This window comes from Treponema succinifaciens DSM 2489 (genome assembly GCF_000195275.1).
Lineage (GTDB): Bacteria > Spirochaetota > Spirochaetia > Treponematales > Treponemataceae > Treponema_D > Treponema_D succinifaciens.
This window is the reverse complement of record NC_015385.1, coordinates 131,953-150,802: the sequence shown is the minus strand read 5'-3', so window position 1 is coordinate 150,802 and position 18,850 is coordinate 131,953. Positions and strand designations below refer to the sequence as shown.

Sequence of the window (18,850 nt, the reverse complement as noted above, 5' to 3'; positions counted from 1 at the left end):
TCCCTTACTGAATCTGCGACAAGAAAATCCGTTCCGTCATTGCTCCGTTCATGTTGTCATAAAAAAAATTTGAAATATCCCATTTGCCTTGAAGCGCAAAAAAAGTTTTCATGCTTACAAGATAAATTATCGGGCATTGCTCAAGAATAATGGACTGATATTCGTCCCAAATTTTTTTTGCCTGATTGAAATCGTTTGTAAAAGAGCCTTCGTTGTAAAGGTGGTCGATTCTAGCTTCCCATTCAGTTGCCGGAGTTTTTTGCTCTGGATACCAAAGATGCAAATTTCCGCTTGAAGGCCAGACATTGCTTCCTTGCGTTGGAAAAATATTTGCGCCAAGACCGATGAACACCGACTGCCAGTCATAAGTTGAAGTCAAAAGCTCAATCAGTTTTTGAAAATCAACCTGACGCACATTCACGGTTATTCCTACACTTGAACATTCGTCCGCTACAATTTGCGCCATGTCATTTGAGGTTGCGCTGGATGAAGGGATTGCAAGGTCAAATGAAATTTCGTTTCCAAAGGCATCGCGCATTGTGCCGTTTGAATCTTGGTTTATTCCGATTTTTGACAAAAGTCGTAAAGACATTTCCTTGTCGAATCTGTATTTCAGCGTGATTTCTTCGTTGTAGTACGGATTCACGCTTGGAAAAAAATTGTATTTTGGTTCGGCAAGTCCGCGGTAAGTCTGTGCAATTATTCTTTCACGATTTAAAAGGCAACTCATTGCCTGGCGGAATTCTTTTTTTGTAAACCAGCTGTAGAAATTTTTTCCTCTGTTTTTTGGATTCTGATTGAACGTCCACATTGCAGTTCCGATTGAACCTTCCGAGCGGAAGACTTTGTAAGAATCTTTTTGTCCGTTTATCACAGCGTCAACTTCTTCCGGAACTGGCGAATAGGATTCCATTTTTCCCTGCTTGAATAAAAGATATTCAGTCCGCGGATTTCCTACAATTTGAACTGTTTTTGTGTCTATGTAAGTTGTGGTTTTTCCTTGCGAGTCTTTTTCCCAGTAGTACGGATTTTTTTTGTACACGATTCTCTGGCCCGGAATATATTCAGCTATGTACCATCTTCCCATTGAAGGAATTTCACGGACATTGCACGAAGCCTTGAATAAGTCTTTTACACCTTCTGCGCCTTTTTCTTCTTTTGCTTTTTTATAGATAAAAGACGGACAGAAACTCATGTTTGTGGCAAGAAGCGGATCTGCTATAATCCGCGGAAAGACAAAGTCAAACTGCCTGTTGTTTATTTTTACACATTCAATGCGCGCGGAAGTTCCGTCTGGCATAGAAACAAACTGTCCGCTATAGCCTGAGCTTTGGAATGCCGGGTCTCCTGCAATTTCGTTGTACCAGAAAACAACATCATCAGAAGTTACAGGAACTTTTTTATCTGAGCCGTACCAAGTCCAGTAAAGATTTTCACGCAAAGTGTAATGGACGGTTAGCGTGTTTTTTTTCTTGTTGGTTTCTACTTCAAAGAATGCCGCTTTTGGAAACCATTTTTTTTCAGCATTGTCATAGTCCACAAGCGAATCCAAAGTCTGGTTTATAATTCCTGCGCTTTCTGCATCGCGTTCTGCAATATACTGGTTGAAAGTTTTTGGATCTGCGCTTATTGAAGAAAACCATTCGCCTCCTTCTGTTCCGTCTGCAAAACCGCCGCCTTTCCATGGTTTGTATAGCGTTTTTTCAAGAAGAAGCGAGCCTGAATTTTTTTTGTATTCCGCGATTTCTTCAAGTGTCATTTCAGGAGATTTTTGTCCGCAGCTAAAAAACAAGCCGACGCATAAAAACAAAGCGAATGTTTTTTTCATTTTATGCTCCTACGGTTATAGTTCCTTTAAAGACATCCCGGAGAATTTTTACTTCTGTTGGAATTTCCTGTTTTTTTTCTTCAACTTTTTTCGGAACAAACTGAATTTCAAAGCTTATTGTCCGTCCGTAAATTTTAGAAAGATATTCTGAAATTTTAAAAGCCTGCTGCTGAATCTGCATCTGCTCAAACTGATTTTCACTTATCGCGTTTGCTTTGTTTTCTTCAAGCTTCCATTCTTTTGTCTGCATTAAACTGCTGGCAAGCAAAGCATCATCTATGGAAAAATCGGAAATCATTGCATCTTTTACTTTTTCTATGTCCGAAGTGTCCACGTTTTTTGCAACGAATTCTTTTTGCTGCGGAATATCTTGATTTTGCTCTAAAGACTTGGTTTCTGCCTCTGCTGAAAATTTTTCAGGCGGTTCAGCTCCGCCATCATAAGAAGAATCTTCGTCTTCTTCCAGTGCGCTGAATGTGGGAATTGGAGCGGGAACAGATAAAAACGAATTCCTTGGCGCATTTATATTTACCGGTTCATTTTTTTTTTCAGCGGGAATTTTTCTTTGTGAGCTTGAGTTTGCCAAAATCGGTTTTACAGCGTCAATTGCTTTTTTTACTTCCGCTGCGGAAACATAATCCTTGAGCCAGCAAAGCCTTGAAACTGCAAGTTCAAATTCGTATCTTGGACTTAGCGAGTAGCGAACATCTCTGTAAAGCTGCATGAAAATTCCAAGTGCTCTTTCTGTCTGCATGGAATTCCATGAATCCAGCACTTCCTTGGAAAAACGGTCTGCGCTTTGTCCAAGCAATGATTCTTTTTTTACGCCGCTTTTTATAAGAAGAATTGAGCGCAAATAATCCGCGCAGTTTGAAATAAGCTGCTCAATGCTTACTCCGTTCTGCAAATATTCATCAAGCTTTAAAAGCGCGTTTTCAGAATCTTTTTTTACACAGAAACCGAAAATTTCATTCAGACAGTCAACTCCAACAAGTCCAAGTTTGTCGCGGATTTTTTCGTAAGTGATTTCTCCGCCGGAAAAAGCTGCAACCTGATCAAAGAGCGTATACGAGTCTCTCATTGAGCCTGTCGATTCTCTTGCAATCCAGTAAAGTGCTTCGTCTTCTGCCTTTATTCCAAGTTCGTTGGCGGCTTCTGCAAGCTGCTGTTTTACTTTTTCAATTGGAACAAGCCTAAAGTTGAACTGCTGGCATCTTGATTTTATTGTGGCTGGAACTTTTTGGATTTCCGTAGTTGCAAAAATAAAAATGCAGTATGGCGGCGGTTCTTCAATTGTCTTTAAAAGCGCGTTGAATGCCGAGGTTGAAAGCATATGCACTTCATCGATTATGTAGATTTTGTATCTGCATGAATTCGGCGGAAACAAAACCTCGTCTTTTATTTGGCGGACATCGTTAACGCTTGTATTTGAAGCTCCGTCTATTTCAATTACGTCGAGCGAAGATCCTGCTGTTATTTCTTTGCACGCTGCGCATTCTCCGCATGGAAAAGCTGTAGGTCCTTTCTGGCAGTTCAGGGCTTTTGCAAGAATTCTTGCGGTTGATGTTTTTCCACATCCTCTCGGACCTGAAAATAAATATGCGTGAGCTATTTTTTTTGACTGGATTGAATTCTTGAGAGTTTCCGCAACGAATTCCTGACCAATAAGATTGTCAAAATTCTGTGGACGACGCCGTGTCGCCGTAACTTCGTAAGCCATACGTTATAGAATACATTAAAAAATCAATATTTACAACGGCAGTTTTTAAATGAAAAAGCTATAGAATTTTTGTTGGTTACTTTAAAACAAAAAAGGACACTTTATTGCAAAGTATCCTTTTTTGTTTTTTTGGGCCATCTAGGACTTGAACCTAGGACCAAGGGATTATGAGTCCCCTGCTCTAACCGACTGAGCTAATGGCCCGAATGTCAGATATTATATCTGAAATTTTACATTGGGGTCAATAGCAAAAATGTTTCCTCAGCGCTAGATTTTGAATTTCGACAGGACGCTGTCCATGACCTTTATGCTGTCGTGGGTTGTCTGCGCCATTTCGGAAATGTTCTGAGCGGAGGTGTTTATTTCCTTTACGCCTTCGGACATTTCGTCCATGCTTCCTTCAACCTGCTGGGCCAGCATATCGAGGTTTCCTGCGGCAGTAGCGACGTTTTCAATTGCGGCGGATATTTCCTTTGCGGTCTTGAGAACTGTCGAAGTCGTATCGTCCACGTCCTGCAGATTCGCCAGAACCTGCTTTGAGGACTCATGCTGGTGCGACATTGTGCTGTCCACATTCTGAACAAGCGATTCGGTGGAGCTGACTTTTTCAGTTATCTTTTCAAATTCCTTTACGGAAATCTCGGATGTCTCGACAACCTTTGCAATCACCTGGCCGATTGTCTCAAGCTCCTTCTTGATTGAATTTGACTGCGCGGCGGAATTCTCGGCAAGCTTTCTGATTTCATCCGCAACAACGCTGAATCCTTTTCCGGCTTCTCCCGCGTGGGCTGCTTCAATCGCGGCGTTCATGGCAAGGAGGTTTGTCTGCGAGGCAATCTGCGAGATTACGGAGTTCGCGTCGGCAAGATTCTTTGACTGCTCCGCCATGTTCTTGATTTCATCCGCCATCTCGTTCTGACGTGTTTTTCCGGAATCAGTAATACGGATAAGTTCCTTGTATTCGCCCGCAAGATTCGCGACGGATTCCGACATTTCCGCGATGTCTGCCACCATTTTTTCGATGAACGATGACGATTCGGTGATTTTTGCGGACTGGTCCTCGATGTTCTTTTCAAGCGACTCAATTCCGCGGCTTGAACTGTCAAGAATTCCCTGAACTTCATCAAGCGTCTTATTCTGCTTTTCAATCTGATTTTTTACGCTAAGGATGTTCGACATAATCTGCGAGACCGCGCTTGCCGATTCCTGCGAAGTTGAAGCCAAACTTGTTCCGATTGACTCAAGCTGGGATTCCGCCGAATTTACGTCCGTAAGAAGTCCGCGCAAAGTGCCGATAAAATGGTTCACGGAATCTATCATCTCGCCGATTTCGTTTTCATTTTTGGCGTCTATTTTTATCGTCAGGTCTGAAGTTCCGGATTCTCCGTTCAGTTTTTTGAATGCCGCGGAAGTTCTCTTCAAAGGTTTTGTCACAATCTGAAGGATTATAAAGAGAATTATTCCAAGGCTCAAAAGAATCGCCGCAACCACGACAGGAAGCGAGAGTTTTATAAGCCGCGAAGAGCTTTTTTCAAGTTCCTTTAAATTTATTCCGAGATAAAGCATCGCGTTTCCGTCATCGCTGTCAATCGGGCTGAAAACCGTAGCCGAGACGTTTCCCTTGTAGCGGTCAATCAGCTCAAGGACATGACGGCTTTTGTAGACTTCGCCGATGATGAACGGACTTCCCATTTTTCCGCCGGTCTTTGGCTTGCCGTTTTCACCGATGTCCGAGCTTTCAACGCAAGTGTCTTCTATAAAAATATTCATGCTGCATCCGAGCGTGGAGCCGTATTCCGAAAGCCATCCGTGGTCTGAAATTTCCTGCTGAATCACAAGAACACTTCCGCTTATCGCCGGAAATCTTGCGGCTGCCGTTGCAAGAACCTCGTCATTTTTGAGAGAGACGCACGAATTCAGTTTTCCGCCCGCAGCATTTGAAAGCGCCTTTTTTTCGGAGGCAAGTGAAGCTGAACTGTTCTTCCCGGCTGAAAAAATTGTCTCGCCTGAATTTTTGGCAAGAATCACGCTGTAAAGCTCCGCCTCTTCCTGAACTTCCGAAAGCCGGCTGAAAATTTCATCCTGCGAGGAAATGCTGTTCCAGTCAATTTTATCCAGAATCACGGAAAGTTTTTTCTCAAGATTTTTCTGCCGCGCGGTGAACAGAACGTGCATTCTGTCCGAGCTTGCCCTGAGCTCCATTTTTTTCATTCCGGTAATTTCGCCCGAAATCATATTATAAAGCACAAGCGAAACGCAGACTGAAACCACAACCGAAAGCGCGACCGAAATAGCAACAAGCGTAAAATAAATCGACTTCTTCTTTTCCATAAAAACACCTACCGAGAATTTCGTAACCCCTTTTTATATTATTCAGGCGCAGGGGGAATGTCAATTTTTTTTATAAGAAACTGCATTCTTAACTAAACTGTATTTTATTGATACAATTTTAGCATGATCAGTGTAACTACGATTATTCCGACACCTTCAACTTTTAAACGCGTGATTCTTGTTATTGCCGGCGCGGTTATTTTTTCCATGAATCTGAATTCTTTTGCCTATGCGGCGGAACTTTTTCCAGGCGGATTTGCAGGAATTTCGCTTTTGATTCAGCGCGCATTTTTGAAGTTTTTCAATGTGAAAATTCCGTATACAGTTTTGTATTTTGCGTTGAATGCAGTGCCGGTTTTTATAAGCTTTAAATACATTGGAAAGAAGTTCACAATTTTTTCTTTGCTGATGATTGCAGTTTCTTCATTTCTTACAGATTTTATTCCTTCAATCCGTATTACAGATGATTTGCTTTTGTGTTCGATTTTCGGCGGAATCTTAAACGGACTAGCCATAACTTGCTGTCTTTATGCTGATGCAACAAGCGGCGGAACGGACTTTATCGCAATTTATTTTTCTGAAAAAAAAGGCATGGATATGTGGAATATGATTTTTGGAATGAATATTTGCGTTCTTGTTGTAGCCGGAATTCTTTTTGGCTGGGACAAGGCGCTTTACTCGATTATTTTTCAGTTCAGCTCGACTCAAATTTTAAATGAGCTTTACCGACGCTACCAAAAAATCACTCTTTTGATTATTACGGAAAAACCTGACGAAATGTACCAGGTTGTAAAGAATTCTACAAATCATGACGCTACAAAATTTATTGGAACAGGCTGCTACAAAAATTCAGAAAAAACAATGCTTTATACGGTTGTTTCTGCGGATGAGCTTGGACCTTTGAGTCGCGAACTGAAAAAATGTGATTCTGCAGCTTTTATAAATGTTTTAAAAACAAAAGAAATTTTCGGGCGTTTTTTTACAAGAAGCAAAGATTAAAACGTTTGCTAAACATTTCCGCAGCATTTGAGAAGAAAAAATATGTGCTGAATTTTTCTTGGAAGAATTTTCCGCAGAGGCTCGGTGCTTTTGTTTTCGGGGCTGACTGCCATTGCCTGCGCCATTATGTCGCTCATTGCAGGAGGAACTTCGCCCAGAATTTTTTTTGCCATATCTTTTGAATATTGTCTGTGGGAAAGTCCAAAGTCTGAAAGTTTTTCTTCCGGATAAAATTTGCATGGCCGCCAGACAAGTGAATGGTTTTTGCTGTAAAAACTGCTTGCTCCAAAAAGTCTGCAGATAAAAGGTCGCGCGCCATAAATGGAGCAGTGACAGTCATTTTCCGCATTGAAAAAAATGCAAGTTTTACTGGAATTTTCATTTTCTTCAAGAAGTTTTTCTGCGGTTTGTCTTTGGTTTTGTATAAGCCACAATACCATAAAATTTGCTTCGGCTTCTGTTAAGTCCGGCTCAAAGTTGTGGCAGCACATTCCGCAGCCAGAATGGCAGGTGAATTTTGTTTTTTTGTACCAATCCGACTGCTGTTTTTCAAGTTCGGCATAAAGTTTTTCTATTTCAGCGGCAATTTTGCCTTCGCAAGTGTCTTTAAGGTTTTCAAAAACTGATTCCATAGACTTTGCCCAAGTTAAGCTTTTGCAAGAATTTTGCGCTGCGCAGAAAATGAAAATTCCGCACAGCATATTTTTTATTTAGCTTTTGTAGGCGTCATTATGCACGCCGCTAATGGCTCTTCCGCTTGGTTCGTCCATTTTGCTCCAGGCTTCATCCCATTCTAGGGCTTTTGCTGTTGAGCAGGCGACTCCGGCTTCGTGTGGAACTGCAAGCGCTGCGCTTTCGCTTGGGAAGAGGTTTGAAAAAATTTCCCTGTAATAATATTCTTCCTTTGTAACAGGAGTGTTTACCGGGAATCTTTTTGCTCTCTGGGCGAATTCTGCATCCGAAACTTTTTGTGCTGTCATTTCCTTCAATGTGTCAATCCAGCTGTAGCCTACGCCGTCGCTGAACTGCTCTTTTTGTCTCCAGCAAATGTCAGGTGGAAGAATGTCTTCAAATGCCTTGCGTACAATCCATTTCTCAATGCGCTGTTTTCCGTTCGGAAGTTTTATGTTCATTTTGTCAAGCGGATTCAGTCTCATTGCAATGTCGATAAAATCCTTGTCAAGGAAAGGAACACGGCCTTCAACTCCCCAGGCTGCAAGAGATTTGTTTGCACGCAGGCAGTCGTAAAGGTGCAGTTTGCTCATTTTACGCACAAGCTCTTCATGGAATTCGCGGGCGTTAGGCGCTTTGTGGAAATACAAATATCCGCCAAAAAGCTCATCGCTTCCTTCGCCGGAAAGAACCATTTTTATTCCCATTGATTTTATAACGCGGGCAAGCAAGTACATTGGTGTTGAAGCGCGCACTGTTGTAATGTCGTAAGTTTCAATGTGGTAAATTACATCTTCAAGGGCATCTAAAGCTTCCTGAATTGTAAAGTGAACCTCATGGTGAACAGTTCCTATAAAATCAGCGGCTTTTTTTGCTGCGATTAAGTCAGGGCTTCCTTCAAGTCCTACTGCAAAACTATGAAGCTGCGGCCACCAGGCATCTTTTAAAGAGCCGGTCTCAATTCTTTTTTTTGCGAATTTTTGTGTGATTGCCGCGATTACAGTTGAATCAAGTCCGCCTGAAAGCAAAACTCCATAAGGAACATCGCTCATAAGCTGCTGTTTCACGGCTTTTTCAAGTCCGTCGCGCACATTCTGAATTACATCTTCGTTTATGATTTCTCCGTTGTCATCCGTCGCGCGTTTTGCATTTTCTACTGCGCTGAATTCTTCCCAGTCGCGTTTGTACCAAAGAGCCGGCTTTTTGTCTTTTGAATAGAAATAATGTCCGTTTGGAAATTCTTCAATAGAAACCATGTTTTGCCCTTCAAGAGCCTTTAGTTCTGAAGCAACATAGTAACGTCCCTGCTTGTCCCATGCCTGATAAAGCGGAATAACGCCGATTTCGTCACGGGCAATTAAATAAACGTCTTTTTCTGAATCATAAAGCGCGAATGCAAAAATTCCAGAAAGCTCTTCTATCATTTTGCAAAAGCCGTTTTCTTCTGCTCTGTATTTTTTGTAAAGCGGAATTATAACTTCGCAGTCGCTCTGTGTTTTAAAGCTGTATTTTCCTGCAAACTGTCTGCGGATTTCCTGATGATTATATATTTCACCGTTTGCCGCAAGAATGATTTTTCCGTCATCGCTAACAAGCGGCTGTTTTCCAGAAAGCGGATCTACAATAGAAAGTCGTTCGTGGCTTAAAATCGCATTGTTTCCTGTGTAAACTCCACTCCAGTCCGGTCCCCTATGACGGATTTTTTTAGACATATCCAGAACTTGGGAACGAAGCTGTTCTTTTAAGCCTTCATCAATCGGCTGCGAGCCGCTGTTTAAATCAAATGCGCCAACAAATCCACACATAAATAACCCCTTTTCAATTAATTGGCAAAAAAAAAGACGCCTGCTCTGAGGGCATAAAAATACCCAGAAAACAGACGTCATTGTCTAAAAACAATATATTGATTTTTTAAATTTATGTCAATTCTTAGATTGAAAATTGAAATTCCCTTTGCTTTCTATTATTCTGTTTTTGACAAAAAAATAACGGACTGCCCTAAGGAGGAAAAAGACAGTCCGTTTCTGAAGCGTGTTGACTTCATTTTGTCGTTTTTTTACTGCTGGCTATAATTTACATGAAAACTGTAATGCAGTCAATGGTTTTGAAGAAATTTTTAGAAGTTTTTTGTAAATAATGCGGTATTTCGCAAGGAGTAACATTTTATGTCAAAAAAGGTCGGGATAATCGGCGCAATGAGCGTTGAACTGGAGCTTTTAAAGTCAAAATTGGAAGAAAATCCGGCGGTAACCAAGGCTGGCGGAATGACATTCACTGAAGGAAAAATCAACGGAATTCCTGTAGTTCTGGTTCAGTCTGGAGTTGGAAAGGTGAATGCGGCTTTGTGTGCTCAACGGCTGATTCTTAAGTTTGGATGCACGCATATAATCAACACTGGAATTGCCGGCGCAATGGCTTCTGGACTTAAAGTGCTTGATTTTGTTGCTTCCACGGATGCAGTTTATCATGACATGGACGCGACAGGATTCGGCTACAAAAAAACTGAAATTCCGCAGATGAAATGCAGCGATTTTCCGGCGGACGGCAAAATGCTTGAAGCGGCTCGTTCTGCATTTAAGGAATTTCCGGCGGAACATAAGCTTGTGTTCGGACGGATTGCTACAGGCGACCAGTTTATAAGCGACAAAGAGAAAAAATCAGCAATTCAGGAAACTTGCTCTCCGGCTTGTGTTGAAATGGAAGGAGCTGCTGTTGCGCATGCCTGCTGGATAAATGAAATTCCATTTGTGATTATCCGTTGCATGAGCGACATGGCGGACGATGACGGAGAATCAATTTACAGCTTTAATGAAAACGAAGCGGCTTCATTGAGCGGTTCGCTTGTTTTGTCCATGCTTGGCAGGTTTTAACCGCATTTAATTCTTTTTCTTGCATTATATTGCTAAATCTTCCCATTTGTTGTAAAACTATAACTTTAGTTATTTACAATAAATGGAGATGTTTTCAATGAAAAAGTCATTTTCTGCAGTTGCGCTTTTTGCTATTTTCGCAGGTTTTCTTAACGCTGAGTCTAAAATCACGAAGTTTGAAATTCAAGGCTTAAAGCGCACAAAAGAATTTGCAGTTCAGCGCGACTTAAAAAAGTTCATTGGAAAAGAGGCTTCCGCTGAAACTTTGCACAGCATAGAAAATTCACTTCAGGCGGACAACCTTTTTACAAATATTTCCATTGAATGCGAGCCTATAACCGAAAATGAGAGCCGCGTTAAAATTTCACTTGAAGAAAAAATGTCCATTTTGCCGCTGCCGATTGTTGCCGTTAATGACGGAGTTTTTTCTGCGGGCGCGTTTCTCATTGATTCAAATGCGATGGGGCTGAAAGATTTTTTTATGCTGGGCGGAATTTTTTCGCGGGACAACATTTCTGGAATGGCATTTTTTTCACGTCCGCCAAAAGGCTCGTCGCTTGGATTTTCGATTTACACAGGAATTTCAAAATCGGACACGGAGCTTGTTACAACAAAAGATGATTCAGTTTACGATTTTGGCTCTCTTTCTTTCCGCGGAAGCCTTGGTGTTTCCAAGAAATTTTTTGACTGTTTTTCTGCGGAACTAAGCACAGGATTTGGAATTATAAAAGTTGACGGCTCGGACGAAATCAAAGGCGAAATTGAATCTGAAAAAGTCTGGGAATCTTCCGCCGCAATAAATTTTAAATCCGCTGACTGGAACGGTGTTTTTATGTCTGAAAAATTTGCAGCTGTAAAGGCTTTTGTTGATGTTACGCCTTGTCGGGATGTTTTTAACGGATTTGAGCTTAAAATAAAAATTCAGCAGCCGATTCTTGACAAACTTAGAATTGTTCAGTCAGCATCTTGCTTTTATGAATTCGATGCTCCGATTGTCTTTTATACTGGCGGACGTTCGGCTTCTGTGAGCCTTTTTCCTACTGAATTTTCTTCTGATTCAATGGCAGGGCTTTCTCTTGGGCTTGAATATGCCGCTATTAAGACAAAAATAGGTCTTTTTTCTGTTTATGCGGTTTATCAGACAGCGCGCGCAAAAGACTTTGACAGGACTTGGGTTTTTAATCAGGGAGCTGGCGGCGGAATGAAAATGTACCTTTCAAAAGTCGCGTTTCCAGCTTGTTCAGTTGAAGTTATTTACAATATTACCGAAAAAGAATTCAGGACAGGCTTTTCTATAGGAATGTCGATGTAGTTTTTTTATAAAAACTGAAAAAATATATTTTGCCATAAAGGACGAATGTCGAGTTTTAATAAAACAGCTGCTAAACAATTATTCCTATGCTAAAAAGGCTGTCATTTCCGTGCAAACATCGCAGGGTCAAGCACGATAATGACTAGAAATTTCAAGAAATCCTAAAACTCGACATTCGATCTTATAATCTTTTTATGACAGATAGTTGGAATCAGTAATAAAATTAATGTTTTTAAATGAACAGAACCCCGGTTGCCCGGGGTTCTGCCGTTCACTTTCGTGAACTAAAGGAGAGAGTTTTATCAGCTTTATAAGCTGATTAGAATATACATCATTGCATTTTCTTTGTCAACAGTTTTTAAAAAAATTTTTTAATTTTTTTTACTCGCTTTTGATTGCAATTTTCTTTTCTGTGGAATCTTCCTTGCGTCCGATTTCAATAGAAAGAATGCCGTTTTTGAATGTCGCATTCACTTTGTTGGAATCAATGTCCTTTGGCAAAGTAAATGAACGTTTGAACTGGCTGTGCCTTGTTGTGCGTTCGCGCAGAATGTAGTAAGCATCGTCAACCTTTTCTTTCTTTTCGCCTGAATCAGACTTTGCGTTTTCAACAGAAGAAATTGTAAGAACATCGTTTTTAAGTGTTATGTCTACATCTTTTTCAGTTTTTCCAGGCAAATCCATAGAAAGCACATAGCTGTCTTTTTTCTGCACAACATCTACTTTCGGGGCAAAAGCTGCTTCGCGGTAGCTTGGCAATGCAAATCCATCATTTCCAAAAAGTGAATCTAAAAGTGAAAGTTCGTTCATATAAATCTCCTCGCTGGTTTTACAGCATTGTTTTAATTTTTTTTCGTACTGCCTTTCAGCCGTACACTAGATATATAGCAGAATACGTGCCAAGTAAGAAAAATCAGCAATTTGCCGAATAAATGCCTTTTTCGCTTGTTTTTGGCTGAATGTCTGCGTTTAACTTTATGTCTGCATGGAAATTTGTGCTATTGCTGTTGAATTTGCCTTTTTATTTGAATTTTTTTGACGCAGAAAATAAAATCAGTTTAGTAAAACTTGGGAAATTTTGGCTCACATTAAGTATGCGAAATTGCTGTACAGATTGGAAAAACTTGGCGGATTTTTTGTATTTGATTTTAATGCGTAGTAAATTCAGTTAAGAGTAATAGGATTTTTCGACTTCTGATTTTATGTCTTCAAAAGATTTGAGGCTATTTTTATGAAGGACTTTGCAAATTTCTTTTCCACGTTCGGCATTAAGAGAGTCGTTGAAGAAAGAAATAATTCCTTGAGCAGTGTTTTGTATATTAAGTCTTGTTCTTGTATTTTTTATGCTTTTGATTATATTTTCTGGCAGAAATTCGCAAGAGAGTTCAGGTATGATAACATTTTTTTCAATGATATTTATAAGTTTTGTTTTTTCAGCTTGATGAAGCTCTAGGATTAATTGCGGCAAATTCTTTTCCTGCGAAAAAACATTTACAAATGAATTGATTGTTTTTTCTTGTTCTAAAAAATCTGCATAAGTGTAAGATGATAAACTTGGATGCATAACTTCATTTCTTATTTGCCTTACTTTTTTATAAAGAATCTTATTTTCTTCTTCAAAATAATATTCGTCTTTCGGAAAAAGATTTTTTAAGTTATGCCAGTTTTGTTCGTCCAACAGAATCTGGAGCAGATAATAAATGTCAAGTTCGAAAAAGTTTTTGTTTACCTTTTCATTTAGAACATTTTCAATACATTCTTTTTTCCATTGAGATGACAAAGCCGGTAAACGCTCTTCAAGAAAATTTGCCAAAGGTTTTCTTGCAACATAGAGTTCTTCATAGATGTTCTGCAGAATTCGGATTGTTTCCATAAAAGTATTAATTAGTGAATTTTTCTAAATACAATGTGTAGATACCTGGAGTGTATTCCGCATTTGTGCTGCATCCGTTGTCACTTCCTGGACTATTGATTGTTGCGGTTTGAATCCAATAGTCATGAGGACATATAACTGCTATAGCCTTTCCATTCTTGATTATGGCATCTATATAGCTATTTATGACAATATATCCTGTGCTGAATTTCTTGATTTACTTAGTAAAAGTTACTAAACCTTCTGAGTGATCCTCTTCTAGCGTATCTACGATGTCTCCGTCGATGTTTAGGTTTAGCAGTTGATAGGAATCATCAGGGTTGTGTTGTAACATACGCTTGTATATTTCGCATACTTTGCAATCTTCTGCATATACGCCTGCGACCAACAGAACTAATGTTAATAATTTTCTAAAAAATATTAAAATAACTGTTTTCTTCATAAGGATTTTCCTCGTTTAAATGTATTTTTGTGAAACGGTTTTTAGATTTTCTTTATATTCATTAATATCTGTGAAATCTTCTACGTTTGGAACAATTTCTTTTAACCAAGAAAGAGAGTCAGTGTTGAAATATGAATTTTGACAGTTTGTTATTTCTGGTAAAGTTGAAGTTGACAATTGACGTTCTATGAAACTTTTTAAAACTGATTTTTTGCTTTCGGAAATTGCGCCACATTTCTCACAAAAAGCAGATGTTTCTGAATTTTCTTCATAACCACATTTTTTGCATTTCCAATAATTATTGTTATCTGCGACAGGAGAAGCAGAATCTCCATTCATATTGAAATATCTTGCAGTTACATTTTGGATATTATTGTTGTATATTTGTCTTCCACAGTATTGGCACACACTTGCTCTTGTGTCTATTGTTGCAAAACAAAATGGGCATTTTTTTGCTTCTCTATTGCGTATTTTTGCGGTGTTGTTTTCTTGCATGACAATTGAGTGAACAAGTGCTATTCCCCAAAAGAACCATGAATATACAAACCAGCTCCAAAAATCCCTGCCTTTGGATTGTGCAATATATGCTGGAATTAATAGTAAAAGTAAAGTTATAGGATAAACAAATATAAATATATAAGAATTGCAAAAGTAAAAACAACCGAAAAATCCTAAAACCATTAATGAAATAGAAAGTGCTTTCATTTTAATAACCTCTTTGATTTTTATTTATAAAAATATTTTGAGTAAACATTAAGTTTTACAAAAAATTTTTAATATGCTGATTATGTATGTTGTATTTTTGTTTTCATCTCGAAGCTCATTTCTTTTTATTTCCCCAGAGATATATTTGTCCCATTTGCTAAAAATATTCTCAAAATCTGTTTTTGGAATTGATCGGTGATGTTTGTCTTTGATTGTAAAAACTTCAATAGCATTGTTTGTAATAGAGCATATTTCAAATTCGCTTTCTAAAAATCCGCTGTGCTTTGTTCAGTTTGGAATTTGCTGAGAAGGCTTTAGTGTGCTTGTTATTTCATTCCATAAGAAATCGAATTTTCTTTCGTTTTTTAAACAGTTTTTGATTTTTGTGTTTTCGAATGTATTTGCTAGGCTTCTTGTTATTTTTATTTTATTGCAGTTGTGGCATTTTATATTTGCGTGTTTTGAAAATACGTAAAGTTCCTTGTTACACAGTTGGTTTATAGATTGCCTCGGTGAAATTCCTGTTAATGAGCTTAGGCAGTCATCGCAGAAATTATAATTGTGTTTTTTTAGAAATGAAATAATAAGTTCCTTGTTTGTCATTTTTTTGTCTTTTAAATTTCTCTTGTGTTTTAGTTAATAGAAATTATATTCTAAAAAACATATTTGTCAAATAATAAACTATAATTTGTTTTATAGAATATAATAAAAATGTAAAAATCCATACAAAATTATGACATGGGAATTAGGCGCATTTTCATTCAGAACATGAAATATTATAGAAAGCAAGCTGGTTTGACTCAGGAAAAACTGGCAGAAGCAATAGACATGAGCACATCTTATATTGGAGACATGGAGGCGAGAGAGCGTTTTCCTTCTGCGGAAACTATAGACAAAATTGCGGCGGCATTGGAAATTCCTGTTTCACTTCTTTTTAATGAAAGAGGAAGTCCCGATTCTTTAAAAGACACTTTCTTAAAAATTTACGGAGCTTCGTTAAAAGACGAATTGTCTTCCCGTATTTTAAAAGATATAAACGAAGTCTGCGATTTGCTTTAAGAAATTTCTTTTGAAAAAACTCAAATTTTAATTTGCAATTCTTTCCGATATTAAAAACATTTGTTGACGATACAAGAAATTACCATTATAATTTTTCTCACATATATATATGGAGGACATAATGGCTAAGACCAAATATGTTTATTACTTTGGTGATGGCGACGCAGAAGGCGATGAATCAATGCGTCCAATCCTCGGTGGAAAAGGCGCAAACCTTGCTCAGATGGCAAAGAAACCTTTGAGCCTTCCTGTTCCATCTGGATTCACAATTTCAATTGATGTTTGTCAGGAATACTACAAATTAGGCAAAAAGTATCCGGCAGGACTTGATGCAGAAGTTGCTAAGTATCTTGCAAAGCTTGAAAAATCAATGGGCAAAAAGCTCGGCGATGCAAAAGATCCGCTTCTTGTTTCAGTTCGCTCAGGCGCTGCAGAATCTATGCCTGGTATGATGGACACAATCCTCAACCTCGGTCTTAACGACAATTCCGTTCTTGGTCTTGCAAACAAAACACAGAACCCACGCTTCGCATGGGATGCATACCGCCGCTTTATTCAGATGTACGGCAACGTTGCAATGGGTGTAGATCATGACAAGTTCGAAGAAATAATCGACGAAGTTAAGTCTCACCGCGGAATCACACAGGATACAGATCTTACTACAGAAGAACTTCAGGAAATTGTTTCTAAGTACAAGGCAATGTACAAGAAAGAAAAGGGCGAAGATTTCCCGCAGGATCCACACAAACAGATGTGGGGAGCAATCGGAGCTGTATTCGGTTCTTGGATGAATCCTCGTGCTATCACATACCGCAAGCTCAACAACATTGATGAAAGAGTTATCAAAGGCACAGCCGTAACTGTTATGGCAATGGTATTCGGAAACATGGGAGATACATCAGGAACTGGTGTTTGCTTCAGCCGTGATCCTTCTACTGGTGTTAACGAATTCATGGGTGAATACCTTATGAACGCACAGGGTGAAGACGTTGTTGCTGGAATCCGCACACCTCAGCACCTTTCTCAGCTTGCTGAAACAAATCCAAAGATTTACGATCAGCTTTGCAAAATCCGCGCTCGCCTTGAAAAGCACTATCACGATATGCAGGATATGGAGTTCACAGTTCAGGAAGGAACCCTCTATATGCTCCAGTGCCGCAACGGAAAACGCACAGGACCGGCAGCTGTTAAGATGGCAGTTGACATGGTTGCAGAAAAACTCATCACAAAAGAACAGGCTCTTCTCCGTGTAAAGCCAGATCAGCTTGACCAGCTTCTTCACCCGCAGTTTGAGCCAAAAGCTCTTAAAGCCGCAGCACCAATCGCAGAAGCTCTTAACGCATCTCCTGGAGCCGGAGCTGGACAGATTGTATTCACAGCAGATGAAGCTGTTGAATGGAACAAGGCTGGAAAGAAAGTAATGCTCGTTCGCAAAGAGACATCTCCTGATGACATTGCAGGTATGTACGTTGCAGAAGGAATCTTGACATCTACAGGCGGACGCACTTCACACGCTGCTGTTGTTGCACGTGGTATGGGAACTCCTTGTGTTTGCGGATGCGCGGCAGTTGTATTTGTAGACAAAGAAACAGTAAAGATTGGCGACAAGACTTTCAAGAAGGGCGACAATATTTCTATTGACGGTTCAACTGGTAAAGTTTATGCAGGTCTTATTCCTGTAGAAGAAGCAAAAGTTTCTGGCGATCTTGAAACATTCCTTGGCTGGGCTGATGAAATCCGCGAAAAGTCTGTACGCAAGACAGCTTCCGGAAAAACTGTAAAGGGATTCGATGTTCTTGCAAACGCAGAGCAGAACGAAGCTCCACAGGCATTCAAGTTTGGTGCAAACGGAATTGGTCTTTGCCGCACAGAGCACATGTTCTTTGAAGAGCCAAAACTTTCTTCGTTCCAGAAGATGATTATTTCTGAAAACACAGAAGCCCGCAAAGAAAACCTTGCAAAGATTCTTCCACTTCAGGAAAGAGATTTCTACGGAATCATTAAGGCAATGGGTGGACGCGCTGTAACAATCCGTCTTCTTGACCCGCCTCTTAACGAGTTTATTCAGGCTGCTACAGATGTTGAAGCTCAGGCACTTGCTTCTAAGCTCGGAGTTTCTGTTGCAACAATCAAGGCAAAGTTCGCTGATCTTAACGAGCACAACCCTATGCTTGGACACCGTGGATGCCGTCTTGCAATTACATATCCTGAAATCTACGAAATGCAGGTTGAAGCAATCGCTTTGGCAACTGCGCACGCAGAAAAGGACGGAATTGCACATGATGTTCGTATTATGATTCCTAACGTAACTTCTGTAAACGAACTCAAGCAGATCCGCGCACAGGCAGAAGCTGTAATTGCAAAAGTAAACGAAACAAAGGGAACAAACCTCAAGTTCCAGATTGGTTCTATGATTGAATTCCCACGCGCAGCTTGCACAGCAGATCAGATTGCACAGTACGCTGACTTCTTCTCATTCGGTACAAACGACCTTACACAGACAACATTTGGCTTCAGCCGTGATGACTATGGCAAGTTCATTGATTCTTACCTTGACCAGAAGATTCTCGAAAAGGATCCATTCAAGACTCTTGATCCAGACGGACCAGGTGCTCTTATGGAAATTGCAGAAGCTAAGGGACGCTCAGTAAAATCTGATCTTCACCTTGGAATCTGTGGAGAACATGGTGGAGACCCAGATTCAATCGCTCTTTGCTACAAGCTTGGTCTTAACTACGTTTCTTGCTCACCATTCCGTGTACCAGCTGCACGCCTTGCCGGAGCACAGGCTGTTATTAAAGCTCTTGCCGCTGCAAAAGCTGCAAAGGCACCAGCAAAAAAGCCAGCCGCAAAGAAAGCAGTAGCAGAAAAAAAGACTTCAACAGCAAAGAAACCAGCTACAAAAGCACCAGCAAAAAAGGCTCCTGCTAAAAAACCGGCTGCAAAGTCAACAGCAAAGAAGCCGGCCGCAAAAGCACCAGCAAAAAAGGCTCCTGCTAAAAAAACAACAAAGAAATAATTTTCATTGATGTTTAGCGG

General features: G+C 39.8%; 14 protein-coding genes and 1 tRNA gene. 5 read left to right on the top strand and 10 right to left on the bottom strand.

Annotated elements, in window-relative coordinates:
- Positions 1 to 4: 4 nt before the first annotated feature.
- From TRESU_RS00715 to TRESU_RS00700, 4 genes are all read right to left on the bottom strand, one after another.
- Positions 5 to 1,828: an ABC transporter substrate-binding protein gene (locus TRESU_RS00715; protein WP_013700414.1), complete on the bottom strand. Its 1,824-nt coding sequence runs from the start codon at positions 1,826 to 1,828 to the stop codon at positions 5 to 7.
- 1 nt (position 1,829) lies between these two features.
- A complete protein-coding gene (gene dnaX, locus TRESU_RS00710) occupies positions 1,830 to 3,548 on the bottom strand; it encodes a DNA polymerase III subunit gamma/tau (protein ID WP_013700413.1) in 1,719 nt (572 codons plus the stop codon).
- A gap of 130 nt (positions 3,549 to 3,678) precedes the next feature.
- A tRNA-Ile gene (locus TRESU_RS00705) sits at positions 3,679 to 3,752 on the bottom strand.
- A gap of 63 nt (positions 3,753 to 3,815) precedes the next feature.
- On the bottom strand, positions 3,816 to 5,879 hold the full coding sequence (locus tag TRESU_RS00700; protein ID WP_013700412.1) for a methyl-accepting chemotaxis protein: 2,064 nt from the start codon (positions 5,877 to 5,879) through the stop codon (positions 3,816 to 3,818).
- A gap of 123 nt (positions 5,880 to 6,002) precedes the next feature.
- Between TRESU_RS00700 and TRESU_RS00695 the strand changes: the two genes are divergently transcribed.
- On the top strand, positions 6,003 to 6,878 hold the full coding sequence (locus TRESU_RS00695; RefSeq protein WP_013700411.1) for a YitT family protein: 876 nt from the start codon (positions 6,003 to 6,005) through the stop codon (positions 6,876 to 6,878).
- 8 nt (positions 6,879 to 6,886) lie between these two features.
- On the opposite strand, the gene TRESU_RS00690 is transcribed toward TRESU_RS00695, so the two are convergent.
- Entirely contained in the window at positions 6,887 to 7,510 is a 624-nt protein-coding gene (locus TRESU_RS00690) for a YkgJ family cysteine cluster protein (protein WP_169309722.1), read from the bottom strand.
- Between the two features lie 78 nt (positions 7,511 to 7,588).
- A complete protein-coding gene (gene asnB / locus TRESU_RS00685; RefSeq protein ID WP_013700409.1) occupies positions 7,589 to 9,355 on the bottom strand; it encodes an asparagine synthase B in 1,767 nt (588 codons plus the stop codon).
- A 360-nt stretch (positions 9,356 to 9,715) separates the two neighbouring features.
- Between asnB and TRESU_RS00680 the strand changes: the two genes are divergently transcribed.
- Both TRESU_RS00680 and TRESU_RS00675 read left to right on the top strand, forming a co-directional pair.
- Positions 9,716 to 10,420, top strand: a complete 705-nt coding sequence (locus TRESU_RS00680) for a 5'-methylthioadenosine/adenosylhomocysteine nucleosidase (RefSeq protein ID WP_013700408.1) — start codon at positions 9,716 to 9,718, stop codon at positions 10,418 to 10,420.
- 97 nt (positions 10,421 to 10,517) lie between these two features.
- The gene (locus tag TRESU_RS00675; protein ID WP_013700407.1) at positions 10,518 to 11,732 is read left to right on the top strand and encodes a BamA/TamA family outer membrane protein; all 1,215 of its coding nucleotides are present in this window, start codon (positions 10,518 to 10,520) and stop codon (positions 11,730 to 11,732) included.
- A 381-nt stretch (positions 11,733 to 12,113) separates the two neighbouring features.
- On the opposite strand, the gene TRESU_RS00670 is transcribed toward TRESU_RS00675, so the two are convergent.
- The 4 genes from TRESU_RS00670 to TRESU_RS13950 form a co-directional block, all read right to left on the bottom strand.
- Positions 12,114 to 12,542, bottom strand: a complete 429-nt coding sequence (locus TRESU_RS00670) for an Hsp20/alpha crystallin family protein (RefSeq protein WP_013700406.1) — start codon at positions 12,540 to 12,542, stop codon at positions 12,114 to 12,116.
- Between the two features lie 358 nt (positions 12,543 to 12,900).
- A complete protein-coding gene (locus tag TRESU_RS00660) occupies positions 12,901 to 13,605 on the bottom strand; it encodes a hypothetical protein (RefSeq protein WP_013700405.1) in 705 nt (234 codons plus the stop codon).
- A 217-nt stretch (positions 13,606 to 13,822) separates the two neighbouring features.
- Positions 13,823 to 14,047, bottom strand: a complete 225-nt coding sequence (locus TRESU_RS00655) for a hypothetical protein (protein ID WP_013700404.1) — start codon at positions 14,045 to 14,047, stop codon at positions 13,823 to 13,825.
- A 15-nt stretch (positions 14,048 to 14,062) separates the two neighbouring features.
- Positions 14,063 to 14,752 carry a double zinc ribbon domain-containing protein gene (locus TRESU_RS13950; protein ID WP_013700403.1) on the bottom strand — a complete coding sequence of 230 codons (690 nt, stop codon included), beginning with the start codon at positions 14,750 to 14,752 and terminating at the stop codon, positions 14,063 to 14,065.
- A 738-nt stretch (positions 14,753 to 15,490) separates the two neighbouring features.
- Between TRESU_RS13950 and TRESU_RS00640 the strand changes: the two genes are divergently transcribed.
- Together TRESU_RS00640 and ppdK are read left to right on the top strand one after the other, a co-directional pair.
- Positions 15,491 to 15,811 carry a helix-turn-helix domain-containing protein gene (locus TRESU_RS00640; protein WP_013700401.1) on the top strand — a complete coding sequence of 107 codons (321 nt, stop codon included), beginning with the start codon at positions 15,491 to 15,493 and terminating at the stop codon, positions 15,809 to 15,811.
- A gap of 121 nt (positions 15,812 to 15,932) precedes the next feature.
- Entirely contained in the window at positions 15,933 to 18,830 is a 2,898-nt protein-coding gene (gene ppdK, locus TRESU_RS00635) for a pyruvate, phosphate dikinase (RefSeq protein WP_013700400.1), read from the top strand.
- The last annotated feature ends 20 nt before the right edge of the window (positions 18,831 to 18,850 follow it).